Source organism: Sphingobacterium sp. BN32, assembly GCF_030503615.1.
Classification (GTDB): domain Bacteria; phylum Bacteroidota; class Bacteroidia; order Sphingobacteriales; family Sphingobacteriaceae; genus Sphingobacterium.
The window spans coordinates 763,667-782,542 of the sequence record NZ_CP129963.1 but is presented as its reverse complement, the minus strand read 5'-3'; the positions used below and the strand labels follow the sequence as shown (position 1 = coordinate 782,542).

Below are 18,876 nucleotides of genomic sequence, written 5' to 3'. Positions count from 1 at the left end.
AGTGGAAAAACCCACTAAAAAATATGACCTCAACTATCCTAAAAGATAGCATTCATTACATTATTATGACAAACCGATATGCAGTAATTTTAATTTTAAAACACTATTTTTAATCCAAAAAGATATTTTTGTAAACCTAAATGCAAAAACAACAATCTGGTTATTAAAAAATACCGATATTGTTCTATGTTTTGCCCCGGAGATTTTGTATCAAAATGGCTCCAAAAAAGCATGGAAAACATACAATTTAGAGCGTTCCATCACATAAAAGGACTGTATAAAGTTGCTGTGGAGTTTGGCTTGATGGCCATTTTCCATAACTTAAAAAAATTGGGGAAAATTGGGAAAGGATGTATGATTTGAGAAAGGTTATTACGACGATTTTCCGTATTTACTAAACAGAGCAGGCAGGGTCGTTAAAATCATCATATAGGCTTACTGCTCAAAACTTAAAAAATAAAACAGTAAAGAACTCGCAAAAGCTATAAAACAAAACTTTCATGTTTCCATTGCAATACCAACAGGCATGAAAGTTCTTGATGGCCTTTGAAAACAGACACTTTCAGAAAAAAGAAGGTGCCTTTTTAGGCACCTTCTTTCTTTATTAATATCTACTTTTAGATTCTCTACGTTTTCCAGAGAAGTCGCGGAAACCACCTCCGCCATTCGATCTACCACGATCTCTTCTATCTCCACGTCCGCCTCCAGAGTTTCTGTCTGAAGATCTACCGCCACGGCTACGACCGTTTGATGATCCTCTGTCAGATCTTCCTTCACCTGAAACTTCAATACGTACGCCTCTTCCGTTGTAATTAACACCTTCGAAACCTTGGAATACCTTATTAACCTCGCCATCTTCTACTTCGAAGAAAGTGAACACGCCTTTAAGGTCAATCTTACCGATTGATTTTCCAGAGATCTTACTGTTATTACAAATGAAACCTAACATTTCACCACGGCTGAACTCGTCTACTGAACCTAAGTTAATAAACAAACGAGTGAAACCTTTAGAAGTACGACGACCGCCGCCATCTCTATCTCTATCACGATCACCTCTAGAAGATTCACGCGCTTCGATATTCAAGTCTGGAGCATCTTTGTAATAGTTTAAGAATCTATTGAATTCTAATGAAGCAAATCTTTTCACTACTTCTTCTTTTGTCAAGTCTTGTAGACTTTCTAAGATTTGAGGAAGGAATGCATTAATTTGATCTTCTTGAACTTCTACATTGTGTACTTTGTCAACAAGAGCGAACAATTGTTTCTCACACACTTCCGTTCCTTGTGGAACTTGCTTGCGCTCGAAAGATTTACCAATGATCTTCTCGATGTGACGAATTTTGCTCATCTCTTTCACATTGATCAATGAGATCGAGATACCTGTTTTACCAGCACGAGCAGTACGACCTGAACGGTGCGTATAGTTCTCCACCTCATCAGGAAGAGAATAGTTAATAACGTGCGTAACATCATTTACGTCGATACCACGTGCTGCAACGTCAGTAGCAATCAATAATTGCAAGTTGCGCTCGCGATAGCGTTTCATCACCTTATCACGTTGTTGTTGTGAAAGGTCACCGTGCAATGAGTCGGCGTTGTAACCGTCTTTAATCAAAGCCTCAGCAATCTCTTGTGTTTCAATCTTCGTACGACAGAAAACAATACCAAAAATCTCTGGGTAGTAATCTACAATACGTTTGAAAGCAGCATACTTATCTTTTGCTTTGATTAAGAAATACTGGTGTTCGATATTTTCATTACCTGTATTCTTTGTACCCACTGTCAACTCAACCGGATCGGTCATGTAGTTTTGGGCAATGCGACGTACCTCACGAGGCATTGTTGCAGAGAATAACCAGGTTTTTTTATCAGATGGAGTTTCTGATAGGATATTATTGATGTCTTCTTGGAATCCCATGTTCAACATCTCATCAGCTTCGTCAAGCACAACGTACTTCACTTGCGAGAAGTCGATGGCGTTACGTCCGATGATATCAAGCATACGACCAGGTGTTGCTACTACGATCTGTACTCCACGACGGATCTGACGTAGTTGGTCGCCAATGTTCGCACCACCATAAACGGCAACTACGTGAACATTGTCTAAATTTTTGGCATACTTCTCTAGGTCTTTTGCGATTTGCAAACATAGCTCACGCGTAGGACACAATACCAATGCTTGAGGTTGATTGAATGAAAAGTCTAGTTGTTCTAATAGAGGAAGACCAAATGCCGCAGTCTTTCCAGTACCTGTTTGGGCTAATCCGACAAAATCGTCGTTACCAGTCAGTAACACAGGAATGGCTTTTTCCTGGATGGGAGAAGGTTTTTCAAAACCTAACTCAGTGATGGCATTAACAATCTCATGACGGATCCCCAGTTCTAAAAATGGGTTCATGAAATAAAATATACAATAGGCACAATTGCCTAAGGCGGTGCAAAGATAGGAAAAATAATTAGTTATTCCTAAAAGTCAATGTTTTATGAAAATAAATATTTGAAATGTAGCCGATTATCCTTTAATTGCATAGTCGTTTTAGCAAAACATTCAAGGGAAACTAACCAATTCAATTGCTTTCCATCGCTCTAGAAACGCCATTGACGACCATTTAAAAGCGGTTTTCAAAAAAAACTGAGATCACGTTTAAGTGAATAGGGTCTGTCATTGCGAAATACAATTAAAATAAAGTTTGGCAGAAATAAATATCTAAAGAATATGATTCTAAGATTTTCATCCAAAACAAATAAATAGCAATAGAAGAAGCGATTAATAGTTGATTATTCAACAAATCAAAGCTATTGATGATAATTTGTTAATGATATGTAGAAATCTTTAATTTTTTTGTACGTTTGAACCGTTAATTATCTTATCTAAATTTATGTGGTATAAAAAATCAATTTCTAAATTAATTTCCGAAGCAGAACAGAGCGGTGAAGGAACATTAAAGAGAACCTTGTCCAGCACGGGATTAATCGCCTTAGGCATTGGCGCAATCATCGGAGCGGGACTTTTTTCTTTAACGGGTATTGCCGCTGCCGATCATGCGGGCCCTGCCGTTATGCTTTCTTTCATTATCGCAGCCGTTGGCTGTGCTTTCGCCGGTTTATGCTACGCTGAGTTTGCATCCATGATTCCTGTAGCAGGGAGTGCCTATACCTATTCCTATGCAACTATGGGCGAGTTTATGGCTTGGATTATCGGATGGGATCTGGTGCTGGAGTATGCATTAGCTGCCGCAACCGTCGCAGTTAGCTGGTCACAATATTTTAATGAGCTTTTACTCATGGTAGGCATACATATCCCCCCTGACTTGCTTGCAGGTCCTTTCGAAGGCGGAATGATCAACCTTCCAGCTATTGTTATTGTCTGTTTACTATCACTCCTATTGATGCGAGGAACGCAAGAATCATCTGCGGTTAACAATATTCTGGTTATTCTAAAAGTAGGCGTTGTTATTTTATTTATTGTATTAGGCTGGCAATTTATTGACCCTTCTAATCATACACCATTTATCCCTGCAAATGAAGGGGAAGATATGGTAAAACAAGGCACTATGAGTTTTTGGGATTTCTGGGGATCCGACTATAGAGGACATTACGGCTGGACAGGCGTTTTACAGGCTGCAGGTGTAGTGTTCTTTGCATTCATCGGTTTTGACGCGGTTAGTACAGCAGCACAAGAAGCTAAAAATCCAAAGAAAGATATGCCAATCGGAATCATTGGTTCATTGGTGATTTGTACCATTTTATACGTGCTTTTCTCCTACGTGATGACCGGCTTAGCACCTTATACGGCTTTCAGTGGCGATGCGAAACCCGTTGCGACTGCATTCGCTAAAACAGGATACCACTTCTTGAATACTGCGATGATCGTGACGATCATTGCCGGATACACATCGGTTATCCTCGTGATGCTATTAGGTCAAAGCCGCGTATTCTATTCGATGAGTAAAGATGGTCTATTACCGAAGTTCTTTTCTGATCTTTCAAAACGCCAAACACCTTGGAAAACAAATGCAGTCTTTATGGTTTTCGTAAGTATATTCGCTGGTTTTGTTCCCGTATCCGATTTAGGCCATATGGTAAGTATCGGGACGCTATTTGCATTTACACTCGTATGTATTGGTATTTTGGTGTTAAGAAAAACGAATCCCGAAATTGAACGTCCATTCAAAACACCATTGGTACCGCTGGTTCCGATCTTAGGAATTTTAGTATGTGTATTGATGATGGCTGGACTTCCTATTGAAAGCTGGGAGCGTCTAGGAATCTGGATGGCAATTGGTGTAGCATTTTACTTTGCTTATGGTTACAGAAATTCTGTACTGAGAAAAGAAAAAGAAGCCAACGGCAACAAAAATATAGAATAATAAATCTCAAGTATAATAATAAAGGGCTGTATTTAGGAATACTAGGTACAGCTTTTTTGTCTAGCAATAAAATCTCCTGATACTGTCTTTTCGGAATTAAGGATTCCCTTTAAATCTCTTGCTTAATTGAATGCGTCGGGATTTACGTAATCTAGAGGCTTTAACTGGATAGTGTCGCTTCTTGGTGACGTTGTTAAACAGAAGGGCGACTAAGAATAAGATCATGGCGCCGCTGAACACGGGCGACAACACGTACATATAGCCCATGCTAGCGATCTTTGTTCCTGAGCTAACGGCAATCAATGCGGTAGCTCCTCCCGGAGGGTGCAGCGTTTTGGTTATCTGCATAAAAACAATGGAGAAAGCAACAGCTAATGGTGCGGTTAGCCAAATCACATCGGGAAGCAACTTCCCGACCGTCACGCCTACCAATGCGGAGACTACATGCCCTCCAATTAAGTTTCTTGGCTGTGCTAAAGGACTTTGAATAGCACCGTAGACCAGAACCGCCGAAGCACCAAAAGAACCTATCAGAAAAATATTTTCTAGCGCAGGAAGTTGCAAGGACTGCAGATAGGCAATGATGCCAATGCCAATAAACGCCCCAACAAAAGACCAGAAATGCTCTCGCACATCCACCAGAGTCTCCTTATACATAACATAACGGTAGACCCGATAATGACGATTGAACGATCTTTTGATTTTTTTAACCAAGGTTAATCAATATTACGTTGGCGAATTGCCTCGTAGATAACCACCGCAGCCGATACGGATACATTCAATGAACCAATCTCACCGAACATCGGTATCTTAGCCAATTTATCAGAGATACGGATAAGATCATCCGACACACCAACATCTTCAGCCCCCATGATAACACAGGAAGGACCTGTATAATCCACATCATAGATCGATTCTTTCGTCTTCTCTGTACTGACAACAAGTTGAACGCCAGAATCAATCAAAAATTTAGCCGTCTTGCTCAATGAATCTTGACGACAAACAGGGATCTTAAACAACGCTCCTGCTGAGGTTTTGATAGCATCGGGGTTGATTTCCGCTGAACCTTTTTTCGGGACAATGATCGCGTGTACACCGGCACATTCTGCTGTACGAGCAATAGCCCCCATATTCCGAACATCGGTAACACCATCTAACATCAACAACAATGGCGTCTCCCCTTTTTCATAAATGACTGGAAGTAAATCCTCAATATTCTGATAAATGATTGGAGAGATCACAGCGATGATCCCCTGGTGATTCTTTTTTGTAATACGGTTCAATTTTTCAATAGGAACCTGTTGATAAGCAATTTGATGCTCTTTAATCAGCGCCTTAAATTCTGCAAACAAAGTACCGGATAAACCACGTTGAACAAACAAGGATTCGATTTCTCGTCCACTATCGATAGCTTCCATAACGGCACGAATACCGAATACCATTTGGTTAGTCTCTCTCTTTTCGGGTCTTTCCCTGCGTTGAAATTGTTGCATGTGCTGAATTATTTAAAATATAGAAACCTAGCTTATACGTTGATAAGTTAGGAAAGTACAAAAGTAGAAAAGATATCGATTAACTTAGTCCTAAATCAAAGGTTTTTCGCAATTCTTCCAGCAGCGGGTTCTTGGCAACCATCGCCTGATATTTCTCCTGCGCAGTGTAGGGCTTTCGATCTTTCGTTTTCTCGACCATCGAGACATTCAAGTCTAAGGCAAAATTGCGAAGCTCCACCCGAAGAAAGTTTAATATATCGATCTTACCTAATTTCAGTTGATCTGATTGCACAGCATTTTCAACTTCCACCTCGATCGTTACGCCATTCAAGGTAGGCGTACTGGCCGTCATGATCGTAAATAGGGTAATCTTGTTATCAGCCTTTAATTTCTCGGCGAAGATATTCCACTTGGAAAGAAAAGCATTCTGGGTAACTTCTAAGTATTCAGAACCTTCAACCAATTCCGGACCTTCCGAATCACTCGTTTTCTTTTCGTCAAAAATGGTATTCAGGTTCGGTAGAGAATTCGCAGGTTTGAAGTTCCCCCAGCCCTTGAACGCTGGCTTGGCAGCCGTCTCGTTTGCTTTTGTTGTTGCTGCATCTACTACCGGACTAGTAACTGCTGCCTTAGCAGGAGCTGTATTCGGTGTCGCTGTTGTTGTAGCAGAGTTTTCGATCTGTTTGGCAACAGGACTGGTAAACTGACTGGAGTTATTGGCAGACGACGCTGTTTGCGGCGCCGCAGCTATCCCAGACTCAGGGAGTTTTTTTTTTACTTCAGCTTGCGCTGGTATACCGTTTTGGGCTAATGCGATAGCACTCGCAATATGACACATCTTCAGCAAGGCCAGTTCTACCTGCAAGCGTTGATTCTTGCTGGTACGGTAGTTTATCTCGCATTGGTTCGCAATATTTAATGCGGATAATAGTAGTCCGCTAGACAATTGCTGCGCCTGCTCCAAGTAGCGTTTTTTCACATTCTCGCTAACCTCTAACAACTTTAATGTTGAGGGATCCTTGGTCACAAGTAAATTTCTGATATGGCTCGATAGACCGGATATAAAATGTCCGCCATCGAAACCCTTATTCAAAATGGAATCAAATACTAATAGAGCATTTGCTGCATCCTGCTTATAAATTGCATCCAGCAATTGGAAGTAATAATCGTAGTCAAGGATATTGAGGTTATCGATAACCGCTTTATAAGTCAATTGCTTGTTCGAGAAACTTACAATTTGGTCGAACATAGATAAGGCATCACGCAATCCACCATCGGCTTTTTGGGCAATCACATGCAGACCGTCTGACTCGAAACTTATCCCCTCTTTCGCAGCGATGGAAGCTAAATGGTTCGCCATATCCTCCACCTTAATCCTATTGAAGTCGAAGATTTGACAACGCGATAGAATGGTTGGAAGAATCTTGTGTTTCTCGGTTGTTGCTAAAATAAATATAGCATAGGATGGTGGTTCTTCTAGCGTCTTTAAGAATGCATTGAAAGCTTGTTGCGATAGCATGTGCACCTCATCGATGATATAGATTTTATACTTACCAGTCTGAGGTGGGATACGAACTTGATCAATTAACGATCGTATATCATCTACCGAGTTGTTCGAGGCCGCATCCAGTTCGTGAATACTAAAGGAATTGCCATTCTGAAAGGATTTACAGCTATCACATTCGCCACAGGCTTCGTTCTCTGCTGTAATCTGTTCACAATTTATTGTTTTTGCCAAAATACGTGCGCAAGTCGTTTTACCCACACCACGCGGTCCACAAAACAAAAATGCCTGCGCCAATTGATTGTTGCGAATCGCATTTTTAAGAGTTCCGGTAATGTGTTGCTGACCTACTACCGAGTCGAAAGTAACCGGCCTGTATTTTCGTGCAGAAACAATAAAATTATCCATGTGCGAAGATAATCATTTTTGAGGGGATGAACAACAAGATGCAAACTAGAATAAGTACAAAAACAGGTGCAATACCTTGAACGACTTAGGAACCTGAAGCTTGCCTACAGCATAGAGCTTGCGAGCGAGAAATAACAGAAGAAGCCCCCATCTGGAGGCTTCGCATTATTGTTAATCTTTTAAGAATTCGAAATTATGCTTCTTTAGGTTCCGCGTAAGTAACTTTCCAAAGCATAGCACCAATAATTGCTCCTAAGATTGGAGCGGCAAAAAACAACCAGAGTTGCGATAGCGCTTGCCCCCCAGCCAACAATGCTGGACCAAAGCTACGCGCAGGATTTACCGATGTTCCGGTGATTGGAATTGCGAAAAGGTGGATTAAAACTAATGTGAAACCAATCGCTAGACCAGCCATTGTTCCATTACCCACTTTTGAGGTGGTCGCCAAAATAACAAATAGGAATACAGCGGTCAATACAGTCTCTGTGATAAATGCAGCGGTCATATTGTATTCATTCTGATATCCTTTACCCCATCCGTTTGATCCAAAGGCCCATTCGCCAGCAGTAAAACCTGCAAGTTGTCCGGAAAGAACAGTCTTTAATACAAAGGCTCCAATTAACGCTCCTATTAATTGTGCGATAATGTAAACAATTGCGTCTTTGAATGACATGCGGCCGGATACCAGCACCCCGATTGTTACGGCTGGATTAATATGGCAGCCAGAAATACCACCAATCGCATACGCAAAAACAACAACCGAGAACCCGAAAGCTAACGAGATCCCCAATAAGCCTAACCCAGATGTTTGTGCCAGTGTGTCGCCACCAGCGATCGCTGCGGCACCACATCCAAATAATACTAAACCGAAAGTCCCAATCAGCTCAGCAATGAATTTCGAAGAGATTTTTGTTTCCATAATTTAATTTTTAAAGGAAAGTTATGGAAATATTCTAAACATACAACGCTAAAATTATTGAAACACGGCAATTCTTTTTCCTAATGGGTTTTAGTAAGAAAAATTATTGAGAAATGTAATAAGTAAATTTAGAGAGAGGAAAATCTAAAAACAGTGGAAGAGAAAAAATAAAAGAGGCCGATGGGGGGTCGACCTCTTTCTTGTTTACCTAATAACCTTTAAATCACCAAACAATTTATTGAAACAAATTACTTGACTCAAAGGTATCGCTATGTTGTAAAGTTATAGTTAAGCGAAAATTAAATAATAAAGTTTCGCTTATTATCTTGCCTTTGCTGTCGCAATCATGTTTAAAACCTCATCAATGGTAGTCTTGGCAGCGTCTTTCATCTTCTGCACGCCTTCATAATCCGCATCTAGCGTCACTGACTTAGATTTCTCTTTGTAATTGAACGTCAATTTATAACGTGGAACGCGCGCTCCGGTCGTTCTTTTGTCTTCCGGCGTAGTCATATCATCTGCAACATTCCAATACCCCAGCTCCATTGCCTTCCGGTGCAAGTATAATAAATCATCATCGCGCAGCTTCAGCGTATCCTTAACGACCTCGCCTTGTTTCGTCAAATATTGATATTTATGCGTTTTAGAGTTGTACTGATTTAACATGGAATCAGGATAACCATAAACCAATTCTATCGATTCAAAATCAGAAAAACGGTAGGGCGCATTCTTAATCATCCCTGCATAATAATAAACACAGTAAATCAAGAATGGGATAATGATACAAAGGGCAATAAAAATTCGTTTTGTTCTATCTTGCATGACAAGTCTTTAAAAATTTGGACAAAAGTAAAGATTTGCAGGCATTAAAGCGACCTTTATTTCTAATATGAGAATTCCATTACTTGCAATCGAGTAGATCGAACTTACCATTAAATCGTTGGTGTGCCGCAACGCGTGAAATATTTCGAGTACCATGCGTCTTTCAAACTGGAGATGATAACGCCTTTTCTGGTCGATACATGCACAAACTTATCGTTATGCAAATAGATTCCCACATGGTCTATATTGCGACCGCCGAAAGAGAAAAACACCAAATCGCCCTCCTTTAGCTGCCTGTCATATTTACGTTTGATAACCTCTGCCATATCGCGTGAGCTGCGTGGCAAATCCTTCCCATATGCTTTGCGATACAACATCCCTACAAACCCAGAGCAATCCACACCGCGCTTGTCCAAGCCTCCCATTCGATGTGGTGTACCCATCCACTCGTCAATTACGTAATACAGACTTTTATTATCGAGTTCTTTTTGTTTGACCCCTAAAAGTGCAGCATAATTCTCCAACTTATCCTTGGAGTATTCCATCCCACGAGCATCACTCGCATCACTGATCGGCGCATTCTTACTCGGGCGCCCCCCTCCGACCAATGGCCCGCTGGCGGACTTCTTCTTAGCACCACATGAACTGAACAGTAAAGCACCTAATAATAAAAACAGTACGGCAAAATTAACTTTCATATCGAATCGCATATTCAAAAGTATCTGAAAATCAACTCATATTCAAATCATTTTTTTTCAACATCTGTTGGGAATAGATATTAAATTTGAGAAGTGAGACATTAGCGTAAAGCTAACGAAAGCTTCGACAACTCTATTTTTATGCAGATCCCTTCCAGTCCCAATGATCAACCCTTTCGGAGCGGGTTTGATATGGGTATGAAAGGATTTTACATTGGTTATGAAAGGGTTTTACATTGGTTATGAAAGGGCTGTAAGCCGAAGAAGGGTTGTAGCTTTTGTGTTGAAGTTTTGGGGTTGAGCACCTGTGTCTTGACCCAGGAAAGGAAGGTTGCAAGGATTGACAGGATCTGGTCTAACACTAAGTACTAACTACTAAATACTATTCTAGGAAAGGAAGGATGCAAGGATTGACAGGATATTACGCTGTAGGTCTTTATACTAAGTACTAAATACTAACTACTATTCCTTGCTGCAGTTCTAAAATCTAATGTCTTACATCTGAAATCTAAATCAAATATTCCCTTACTTTGCAGGATATGAACAAAACTCAGGGAGCAATTGCAGTTTTTCTAGGTGCTGCGAGCTTTGGAATTCTCTCCACATTTGTAAAAAAAGCATACGAGCAGGGTTATTCTTTAGGCGAAGTAACAGGTATACAAGCGTTTTTAGGCGCGTTAATTCTTTGGCTATTGTGGGGAGCGGTAGGGAGAAATAAATCACAGAAAAAATATCCTTCTAAATCTTCGAAGTGGAAGATCGTCTTGGCGGGGGTCAGTACAGGGACAGTTAGTATTTTATACTATAAATGTGTACAGTTAGTTCCAGCATCCTTGGCAATCGTGTTGCTGATGCAGTATATATGGATAGGACAACTCATCGAATTCATCTTTTTCAAGGTTAGGCCGAGTGGAACCCAGATTATTGGTATCGTCTGCATATTGATCGGTACGGTCTTCGCAACAGGGTTGATCGAGGAGCCCCTATCTTCCTTTTCCATTCCTGGTTTAATCTACGGCGTATTAGCCGCAACCGCCTATTCGGTCTTTATGATTGTTAATGGCAGAGTTGGAAATGACTACCCTCCGATCCATAAATCGGCGCTGATGATTAGCGGAGCTTTTCTACTGATTGCGATTACGCTGCAGCCGATCAGTTTATTACAGAGCGAAACCTTTTTAGGAATTTTACCGTACGGACTTCTGCTCGCGCTATTCGGCACAGTGATACCACCTTTGCTTTTTGCTTATGGTATGCCTAGCGTAGGCTATTCCTTGGGAGCGGTATTGAGCGCCGTAGAACTACCCGTCGCGGTATGTATGTCTTATCTGGTATTGCACGAATCTGTTTCCTGGATGAAGTGGTTGGGGGTTGTTTTTATCCTGATGATAATCGTATGGAAGAATATTCCAAAACAAAAATCCTCAAATCCGACTTTAAATTAATAATTTCGTGAATTTATTTATTTCAATTCACACAAATCCGAACAACAGTATCAACAGATAATGTCTTATGGAAAACTATCTTTACCTAGTTCTTATTACCCTTGCCGTCCTAGCAATTATTGATTTAATGGTTGGTGTCAGTAATGACGCTGTTAACTTCCTCAACTCGGCGATTGGTTCGAAAGCAATCCCTTTCAAGACCATTATGATTATTGCCAGTTTAGGTATTCTCATTGGATCGGTATTTTCTAGCGGGATGATGGAGATTGCGCGAAGCGGTATCTATGTCCCCAGTAAATTTACTTTCGACGATGTCATCGCTATATTTCTAGCGGTCATGATAACCGACATTATTCTGTTGGATATTTTTAATTATTTCGGCCTCCCAACATCGACCACGGTTTCTATTGTATTCGAATTATTGGGTGCCGCGATCAGTTTAGCCGTGTTTAAAATCGTGATGACCGACGGTAGCTGGTCTACCCTTTCATCCTATATCAATACCGAGAAAGCCTCCGAAATTGTCTACAGTATCCTTCTTTCGGTGGTCATTTCCTTCAGCATCGGTATGCTGGTGCAATACATTTCCAGAGTGCTTTTCACCTTCCAATTTGAGAAGAAACTAAAGACTGTGGGTGTGGTATTTGGCGGGATCGCTATGGCTGCGATCAGTTATTTCATTCTGATTAAAGGATTGAAAGAGGTGTCTTTCTTAGGCTCGGACGTCAAAAACTGGATCAAAACGCATGAGTTGTTGCTTTTAGGCGGTAGCTTTGTGGTTTGTACCATCATCAGCTTTATTATCACCCAATTAGGCATCAACATCCTGAAAGTCATTATTGGTATCGGAACATTCGCCTTAGCGCTTTCATTTGCGGGAAACGACCTGGTTAACTTTATCGGTGTTCCAGTTGCTGCTATACAGTCTATTGAAATATTCCAAAGTGTACCGGGAGCCAATCCTGATACTTTTACGATGGACGCATTAGCATCCTCAGAAATCGTTGCTCCGTTATGGATACTTCTTGCGGCAGGGATTGTGATGGTGATTACGCTATGGACATCAAAGAAAGCAAAGACGGTGATCGAAACAGAGATGAGCTTGTCGAGCCAAGGCGATGGAAATGAAAAGTTCGAATCTAACTTTCTTTCCAGAACGATTGTACGCGGCTTTATCCGCATGGGTTCGGTGCTAACTTACGTTATGCCAAAGACGTTGCAATCGAACATAGACAAGAAATTTGAAACACCAATGATTGCTGTTGGCCAGAAAAAGCCAAAAAGTAAAGACGAGCCGATGTTTGATATGATTCGTGCTTCAGTCAACCTGATGGTTGCGAGTAGTCTTATCGCATTAGGAACTTCCATGAAGTTACCTTTATCCACTACCTACGTAACGTTTATGGTGGCTATGGGTACGGCATTTGCGGATCGCGCTTGGGGTCGTGAGAGCGCTGTATATCGCGTTTCGGGCGTGTTCCATGTTATTGGCGGTTGGTTTGTAACGGCAGGTTGCGCATTTGCCGGTGCCTTCGTTATTGCTTACTTCTTAAAAGTTGGCGGCATCGTGACGTTGGTAATCGCTTTAGTGGTGTTAGCATTGCTATTGTACCGCAACGCAAAAAGTCACGATAAGAAAATCAAGGCTAAAGCACTGCAAGAGCTTAACTTGGACAAATCAGATATCCTATCACTTCAACAAGTGATGGAAACCAGTGCGAATCAGATTTCAGAGACGTTCTCGAAAGCAAACATCTTCTATAAAGATGCGATCGACTCGCTGATCAAAGAAGATCTCGAGGCTCTAAGCATGAACAAGAAGTTGGTGAAGAAGTTGATGAATGATCTGAATTCGACGAATAATTCCATGTATAATTTTATCCGTAATCTAGACGATAGTTCGGTTAAAGGAAGTCGCTACTACATTATTTCGCTTGGTTATCTTCAAGATATGATTGAGAATGTAGCGGTCATCAACTCGAATGCGCTAAACCATGTGGATAACAATCATAAAACGCTGCGAATCAGTCAGGCTAAAGATTTGAAATATGTGGTTGAACGCTTGGGCGATTGGTTTTCAAAAATCAACATGGCCTATAAGCGTCAAGATTTCAGCAAGATAGACTCCTTGATTGATGCGAGAGAAGACATTCAAGAATACATCAACAACTTGCTGGACAAGCAAATCGACCGTATCAGAACATCGGAGAGCAGCCCTAAAAACAGTAGATTATACTTCTCCATACTTTTAGAAACAAACGAGCTTCTAAGTTCGACTTATAAATTATTGAGACTTCATAAGGAATTTGCGTCGTTCCGTAGACGGAATCAGCAATAAAGCGTTGAAATGAAAAAGGCGATCAGAATTTGATCGCCTTTTTTTTATATGTCTTAATTGCTTAATGCAGCAATAGTTCTGGGATTTCTTCGATATCTACATCCCCGTTTTCTGCGATGCTGATAAACTTGACAGGCACAACTTCATTGACCAATAAGGGGTCATAAGGCGTACGCACTTTCACATAGTTTCTCGAGAAAGCATGCATATAACCCTCTTTCTCATCGCCTTCAAATAGCACCATATCGGTCTTACCTAACTGAGACTCGTAGAATGCACGACGTTTTTTCTCAGATAAGATATGTAACATCTTACTGCGGTCGCTACGCTGTGCGCCAGGTACAGCACCTTCCATCTGCGCAGCAATGGTGTTCTCTCTTTCTGAATACGTGAAAACATGGAGATAAGAGATATCCATTTCATTCAGAAAGTTATACGTATCGATGAAATCCTCGCGCGTTTCGCCTGGGAAACCGACAATTACGTCTACCCCTATGCAGCAATCAGGCATCAAAGACTTAATCTTTGCTACGCGCTCATTGTAGAGCTCACGCTTATAGCGACGTCGCATCTTCGCTAACACCGCATTGTTTCCAGATTGCAATGGCATGTGGAAATGTGGAACGAAGCGCTTCGATTGAGCGACAAATTCGATGATCTCATTCGTCAATAAGTTAGGCTCTATGGAGGAAATACGAATTCTGTCGATGCCTTCCACCTCGTCTAACGCTTTTACTAGGTCGACGAAACGATCTTGACGCTTGCCATCGCGGACACCAAAGTCGCCAATATTGACGCCTGTTAGCACGATTTCTTTAACCCCGGACGCAGCTATTTCTTCCGCTTGCTTGACGATATCTTCGATCTTACCCGAACGACTAGCACCACGAGCCAATGGAATGGTACAGAAGGTACAAGAATAGTCGCAACCGTCTTGAACCTTCAGGAAGGTGCGCGTTCTGTCACCTATCGAGAAGGCCGAAACAAATTGGTTGGTTTCATCAATTGGGGCATTGTGCACAACTGCCTTTTCGTTCTTCGTCAGGTCATTAATATGCTCTAGAATATTGAATTTCTCTGCCGCACCTAATACCATATCCACACCTGGGATATCGGAGATTTCCTTCGGTTTCAATTGCGCATAGCAACCTACAATTGTGATATAGGCGTTTGGCGAGTATTTTAATGCTTCTTTAACAACCTTTCTACACTTACGGTCTGCATGATCCGTTACCGAACATGTATTGATGACATACACGTCCGCTCGACTATTAAATGGCGTAGTCTCGTAGCCTGCATCCTTAAAGATTCGACCGATGGACGATGTTTCTGAAAAATTCAGCTTACAGCCCAGTGTATAGAAAGCAACTTTTTTTCCCATGATATTTTGCAAAAATACACAAAAAGACGCAAAATGTGAGTTGATGATAAAATCTGATATTCTGATGATTTAAAAACTTTCATGTTTCTATTGAAACAGCAGCAGGAATGAAAGTTCTTAATGGCCATTAAAAACAGACCTTTTCAGAAAAAACTTTCATCTTTTCTTTTAAAATTCAATAGGAATGAAAGTTCTTGATGGCCAATGAAAGCTCACACTTTCAGAAAAAAACGGTATCTTCGTAGCTAATATAAAAGGAAACCGAGCTATGAGACAGTATTTGGAGTTATTGGAGCATGTTTATCAAAATGGTGTTGTTAAGACCGATAGAACAGGCACCGGAACGAAAAGTGTTTTTGGATATCAGATGCGTTTCAACCTGAAGGAAGGGTTTCCGTTGGTAACAACCAAGAAGCTACACCTACGCTCCATCATTCATGAATTAATCTGGTTCCTGAAAGGGGAAACCAATATTCAATATTTGAAAGAGAACGGTGTGAGTATTTGGGACGAATGGGCTGACGAAAATGGCAATCTGGGTCCGGTTTATGGGTCGCAATGGCGTTCCTGGCCTAAACCTGATGGGGGCCACATCGATCAAATCACACAGGTGATCAATCAATTAAAAAATACTCCTGATTCCAGACGCATTATTGTTTCAGCATGGAATGTTGCTGAGGTCGAAAACATGGCTTTACCTCCATGTCATGCCTTTTTTCAATTTTATGTTGCTCCGGCAGAACCTGAAAAAGGGATTCATAAGCCGCAGCTATCTTGCCAACTATACCAACGCAGTGCTGATATCTTCTTAGGAGTACCTTTCAATATCGCATCTTATGCGCTATTGACCATGATGGTTGCTCAGGTTTGCGACATGGAAGCCGCTGAGTTTGTACATACGCTAGGGGATGCCCATATTTATAGCAATCACTTCGAGCAGACGGAATTACAGCTATCCAGAGATCCGAAACCACTTCCGAAAATGATTATCAACCCGGATGTCAAAGATATCTTTGATTTCAAATTCTCGGATTTTGAACTGGAAGACTACGAATTCCATCCGCATATTAAAGCACCTGTTGCCGTATAATCTTATTAAATCATTACATGAGTTATCCAACATTCACATTAATCGTTGCAGCGTCGGAAAACAATGCCATAGGAAAGAACAATCAGATGTTATGGCACCTTCCGAACGACTTTAAATACTTTAAAAACAACACAATGGATCACTCCATTGTTATGGGCAGAAAGACTTTTGAGTCTATTGGCAAAGCTCTTCCCGGCCGTAGAAACATTGTTATTACTCGACAGCCAACTTTTCAGGCTGAGGACGTAGATGTTGCAAACAGCCTGCAGGAGGTCATGACTTATTGCCGTGATGAGCGAGAGGTCTTCATCATTGGTGGTGCCCAAATCTATCAACAGGCGCTTCCCCTTGCTTCTAAAGTTCTTCTAACGCGTGTACATACTGAAATTGATGATGCGGATGCCTACTTCCCTGTATTACCAGCAGAAGATTGGGAGCTTGTATCGTCTGAAGCTCATTCAAAAGATGAAAAACATCAGTTTGACTACACTTTCGAAGTTTATAACAGAATTAAAAAATAAAGGGAATGCTTAACTAGCTTCCCTTTTCTCATAAATAAAAAAAGCATGAACAGTAGTATCGATTTTCAAATCTCTTTCATTGAGCCACAAGCCCATTACGTGGAAATGGAGATGCATATTCAAGGTTTCGCCAATACATTCCTAGATATTAAAATGCCAGTATGGACTCCCGGCTCTTATCTTGTACGCGAATTCTCGAAGAACATCGAGCAAGTTTCCGCGATTAAAGAGAATGGTGAGGATTTGAAAATCTATAAAGTATCCAAAAATACCTGGCGTATCGATAATCCAAGCGATAGTGTGCTGATCAAATACCGCATCTATAGCTTCGAAAAGTCTGTTCGTACTAATTTTGTGGATGCTGAACATGCATTCCTAAGCCCTGCAGGCACTTTCTTTTATATCGCAGGGCAACTCCATCACGACGCCACTGTCCATGTAAATCTACCAAGCTATTGGTCAAAGATATCAACGGGTTTACCAAAGGTTGATAACGCCGAAAATACATTCTACGCAGAGAACTTTGATATCCTTTTTGATTCGCCATTAGAAATTGGCAACCAGGATGTATGGAGCTTTGAAGCGGCGGGTATACCACACGAATTTGCGATGGTTGGAGTCGGAAGCTATGATAAAGACATCCTGTCTTACGACATTAAGAAAATCGTGGAAGAGGAAACGAAGTTATGGGGTTCCAATCCAAATGACCGATACGTATTTATTACACATAACTACCAGAGTGCTCACGGCGGCTTGGAACATTTGAATTCGACAGTTTTAGCGTCGGGACGCAATGCTTACTCCAATGCAATCGGGTATACGAACTTTTTGAGCCTTGTGGCACATGAATATTTCCACTTGTGGCACGTGAAACGTTTGCGTCCGAAAGCATTAGGGCCATTTAATTATGACGAAGAGAACTACACGCATCTTCTATGGATATTTGAAGGTTTTACAGCGTACTATGACAATCTTATTACCCGTAGATGTGGCTTCAGAGATGAGGTGGATTACCTGCAGGCTTTAGTAAGCGAGTTCAATATGGTATTGAATAAGCCTGGCCATCTCGTACAATCGGTAGGATTATCAAGCTTCGACACCTGGATAAAGCAGTACCGACCGGATGAGAATTCGCAAAACTCAAGCATTTCCTATTATAATAAAGGTGCTATGTTAGCATGTATGCTCGATATCAGTATCCTCGCGCAAACTAATGGGGAGAAGCGGTTGGATCAGGTATTGCAGGCGGCCTACAAACAGTTTTACCTAATTGAAGGCAGAGGGATTGAGGAAGCGGAATTCAGAAAGCTCGCAGAGGAAGTAACGGGCACAAGCCTTGGTCAAATTTTCGATGCAGCGCATACTTGTGAAGAGCTTGACTATAATGCTTACTTTAACTTAGTAGGCTATCAGTTCATCGATCAAAATAAAGCGAATATTGTTCCTAGTTTGGGAATTAAGGTATCTCATCACGACGGTAGAACGGTAATCAAGAATATTGATCGCTACTCTTCGGCCTGGGATGATGGGCTTAATGTAGACGATGAAATCGTAGCAGTAAACGGCACGAGAATCGACCCGCAGGGTCGTGAGCTCGATCTAGCGATCAGCAGCTCAGCCATTGGAAATACGTTGAATATCATGATCGCGCGTGAAGGATTAATTCGCGAAATCCCTGTTACGTTGAAGGCTAGTGATCGAGTTTCCTATTATATTGAAAGAAATCCGAATGCCACAGCGGAACAACGCGCGTTGGGAGATATATGGTTGTCTTTGGCGTAACGTAAGAGTTACGCTAATTACATCTATTTGTTAGTTAAATTTTTATTTATTATTTAATATTTTGATACATTTGGTAAGCATTATGTAAGTAAACTGCCTTTGGCT

Annotated in this window: 14 protein-coding genes; 6 read left to right on the top strand and 8 right to left on the bottom strand. The window is 41.1% G+C overall.

Annotation, left to right across the window (positions count from 1 at the left end; genetic code table 11):
- Positions 1 to 604: 604 nt before the first annotated feature.
- Positions 605 to 2,398, bottom strand: a complete 1,794-nt coding sequence (locus tag QYC40_RS03320) for a DEAD/DEAH box helicase (protein ID WP_301992397.1) — start codon at positions 2,396 to 2,398, stop codon at positions 605 to 607.
- 481 nt (positions 2,399 to 2,879) lie between these two features.
- On the opposite strand from QYC40_RS03320, the gene QYC40_RS03315 reads away from it, so the two are divergent.
- On the top strand, positions 2,880 to 4,370 hold the full coding sequence (locus QYC40_RS03315) for an amino acid permease (protein WP_301992396.1): 1,491 nt from the start codon (positions 2,880 to 2,882) through the stop codon (positions 4,368 to 4,370).
- 96 nt (positions 4,371 to 4,466) lie between these two features.
- On the opposite strand, the gene QYC40_RS03310 is transcribed toward QYC40_RS03315, so the two are convergent.
- The 6 genes from QYC40_RS03310 to QYC40_RS03285 all read right to left on the bottom strand — a co-directional run bounded on the left by QYC40_RS03310 (position 4,467) and on the right by QYC40_RS03285 (position 10,214).
- Positions 4,467 to 5,027: an HPP family protein gene (locus QYC40_RS03310; RefSeq protein ID WP_301992395.1), complete on the bottom strand. Its 561-nt coding sequence runs from the start codon at positions 5,025 to 5,027 to the stop codon at positions 4,467 to 4,469.
- 59 nt (positions 5,028 to 5,086) lie between these two features.
- On the bottom strand, positions 5,087 to 5,863 hold the full coding sequence (gene rlmB / locus QYC40_RS03305; protein WP_301992394.1) for a 23S rRNA (guanosine(2251)-2'-O)-methyltransferase RlmB: 777 nt from the start codon (positions 5,861 to 5,863) through the stop codon (positions 5,087 to 5,089).
- A gap of 79 nt (positions 5,864 to 5,942) precedes the next feature.
- A complete protein-coding gene (locus tag QYC40_RS03300) occupies positions 5,943 to 7,775 on the bottom strand; it encodes a DNA polymerase III subunit gamma/tau (RefSeq protein WP_301992393.1) in 1,833 nt (610 codons plus the stop codon).
- A gap of 193 nt (positions 7,776 to 7,968) precedes the next feature.
- A complete protein-coding gene (locus QYC40_RS03295; RefSeq protein ID WP_312139617.1) occupies positions 7,969 to 8,694 on the bottom strand; it encodes an MIP family channel protein in 726 nt (241 codons plus the stop codon).
- Between the two features lie 321 nt (positions 8,695 to 9,015).
- On the bottom strand, positions 9,016 to 9,516 hold the full coding sequence (locus QYC40_RS03290) for a hypothetical protein (RefSeq protein WP_301992392.1): 501 nt from the start codon (positions 9,514 to 9,516) through the stop codon (positions 9,016 to 9,018).
- A gap of 110 nt (positions 9,517 to 9,626) precedes the next feature.
- Positions 9,627 to 10,214, bottom strand: a complete 588-nt coding sequence (locus tag QYC40_RS03285; RefSeq protein WP_301992391.1) for a C40 family peptidase — start codon at positions 10,212 to 10,214, stop codon at positions 9,627 to 9,629.
- A 539-nt stretch (positions 10,215 to 10,753) separates the two neighbouring features.
- Here QYC40_RS03285 and QYC40_RS03280 point away from each other — a divergent pair.
- Positions 10,754 to 11,659: a DMT family transporter gene (locus QYC40_RS03280; RefSeq protein WP_301992390.1), complete on the top strand. Its 906-nt coding sequence runs from the start codon at positions 10,754 to 10,756 to the stop codon at positions 11,657 to 11,659.
- 67 nt (positions 11,660 to 11,726) lie between these two features.
- On the top strand, positions 11,727 to 13,997 hold the full coding sequence (locus QYC40_RS03275) for an inorganic phosphate transporter (RefSeq protein ID WP_301992389.1): 2,271 nt from the start codon (positions 11,727 to 11,729) through the stop codon (positions 13,995 to 13,997).
- Positions 13,998 to 14,058: 61 nt separating this feature from the next.
- On the opposite strand, the gene mtaB is transcribed toward QYC40_RS03275, so the two are convergent.
- Complete coding sequence (gene mtaB / locus QYC40_RS03270; RefSeq protein WP_301992388.1) at positions 14,059 to 15,378, bottom strand: tRNA (N(6)-L-threonylcarbamoyladenosine(37)-C(2))-methylthiotransferase MtaB; 1,320 nt, start codon at positions 15,376 to 15,378, stop codon at positions 14,059 to 14,061.
- A 268-nt stretch (positions 15,379 to 15,646) separates the two neighbouring features.
- On the opposite strand from mtaB, the gene QYC40_RS03265 reads away from it, so the two are divergent.
- The 3 genes from QYC40_RS03265 to QYC40_RS03255 are packed head-to-tail and all read left to right on the top strand — an operon-like array spanning position 15,647 to position 18,771.
- Positions 15,647 to 16,468, top strand: coding sequence for a thymidylate synthase (locus tag QYC40_RS03265; RefSeq protein ID WP_301992387.1), 822 nt, complete (start codon positions 15,647 to 15,649; stop codon positions 16,466 to 16,468).
- Between the two features lie 17 nt (positions 16,469 to 16,485).
- Positions 16,486 to 16,989, top strand: a complete 504-nt coding sequence (locus QYC40_RS03260; RefSeq protein ID WP_301992386.1) for a dihydrofolate reductase — start codon at positions 16,486 to 16,488, stop codon at positions 16,987 to 16,989.
- 45 nt (positions 16,990 to 17,034) lie between these two features.
- Positions 17,035 to 18,771, top strand: coding sequence for a M61 family metallopeptidase (locus QYC40_RS03255; protein ID WP_301992383.1), 1,737 nt, complete (start codon positions 17,035 to 17,037; stop codon positions 18,769 to 18,771).
- Positions 18,772 to 18,876: the final 105 nt, after the last annotated feature.

What these genes read in the sequence shown, in the direction of transcription:
- QYC40_RS03320 (WP_301992397.1), bottom strand. Translation starts at nt 2,398, where the DNA reads ATGAACCCATTTTTAGAACTGGGGATCCGTCATGAGATTGTTAATGCC.
- QYC40_RS03315 (WP_301992396.1), top strand. Translation starts at nt 2,880, where the DNA reads ATGTGGTATAAAAAATCAATTTCTAAATTAATTTCCGAAGCAGAACAG.
- QYC40_RS03310 (WP_301992395.1), bottom strand. Translation starts at nt 5,027, where the DNA reads ATGTATAAGGAGACTCTGGTGGATGTGCGAGAGCATTTCTGGTCTTTT.
- rlmB (WP_301992394.1), bottom strand. Translation starts at nt 5,863, where the DNA reads ATGCAACAATTTCAACGCAGGGAAAGACCCGAAAAGAGAGAGACTAAC.
- QYC40_RS03300 (WP_301992393.1), bottom strand. Translation starts at nt 7,775, where the DNA reads ATGGATAATTTTATTGTTTCTGCACGAAAATACAGGCCGGTTACTTTC.
- QYC40_RS03295 (WP_312139617.1), bottom strand. Translation starts at nt 8,694, where the DNA reads ATGGAAACAAAAATCTCTTCGAAATTCATTGCTGAGCTGATTGGGACT.
- QYC40_RS03290 (WP_301992392.1), bottom strand. Translation starts at nt 9,516, where the DNA reads ATGCAAGATAGAACAAAACGAATTTTTATTGCCCTTTGTATCATTATC.
- QYC40_RS03285 (WP_301992391.1), bottom strand. Translation starts at nt 10,214, where the DNA reads ATGAAAGTTAATTTTGCCGTACTGTTTTTATTATTAGGTGCTTTACTG.
- QYC40_RS03280 (WP_301992390.1), top strand. Translation starts at nt 10,754, where the DNA reads ATGAACAAAACTCAGGGAGCAATTGCAGTTTTTCTAGGTGCTGCGAGC.
- QYC40_RS03275 (WP_301992389.1), top strand. Translation starts at nt 11,727, where the DNA reads ATGGAAAACTATCTTTACCTAGTTCTTATTACCCTTGCCGTCCTAGCA.
- mtaB (WP_301992388.1), bottom strand. Translation starts at nt 15,378, where the DNA reads ATGGGAAAAAAAGTTGCTTTCTATACACTGGGCTGTAAGCTGAATTTT.
- QYC40_RS03265 (WP_301992387.1), top strand. Translation starts at nt 15,647, where the DNA reads ATGAGACAGTATTTGGAGTTATTGGAGCATGTTTATCAAAATGGTGTT.
- QYC40_RS03260 (WP_301992386.1), top strand. Translation starts at nt 16,486, where the DNA reads ATGAGTTATCCAACATTCACATTAATCGTTGCAGCGTCGGAAAACAAT.
- QYC40_RS03255 (WP_301992383.1), top strand. Translation starts at nt 17,035, where the DNA reads ATGAACAGTAGTATCGATTTTCAAATCTCTTTCATTGAGCCACAAGCC.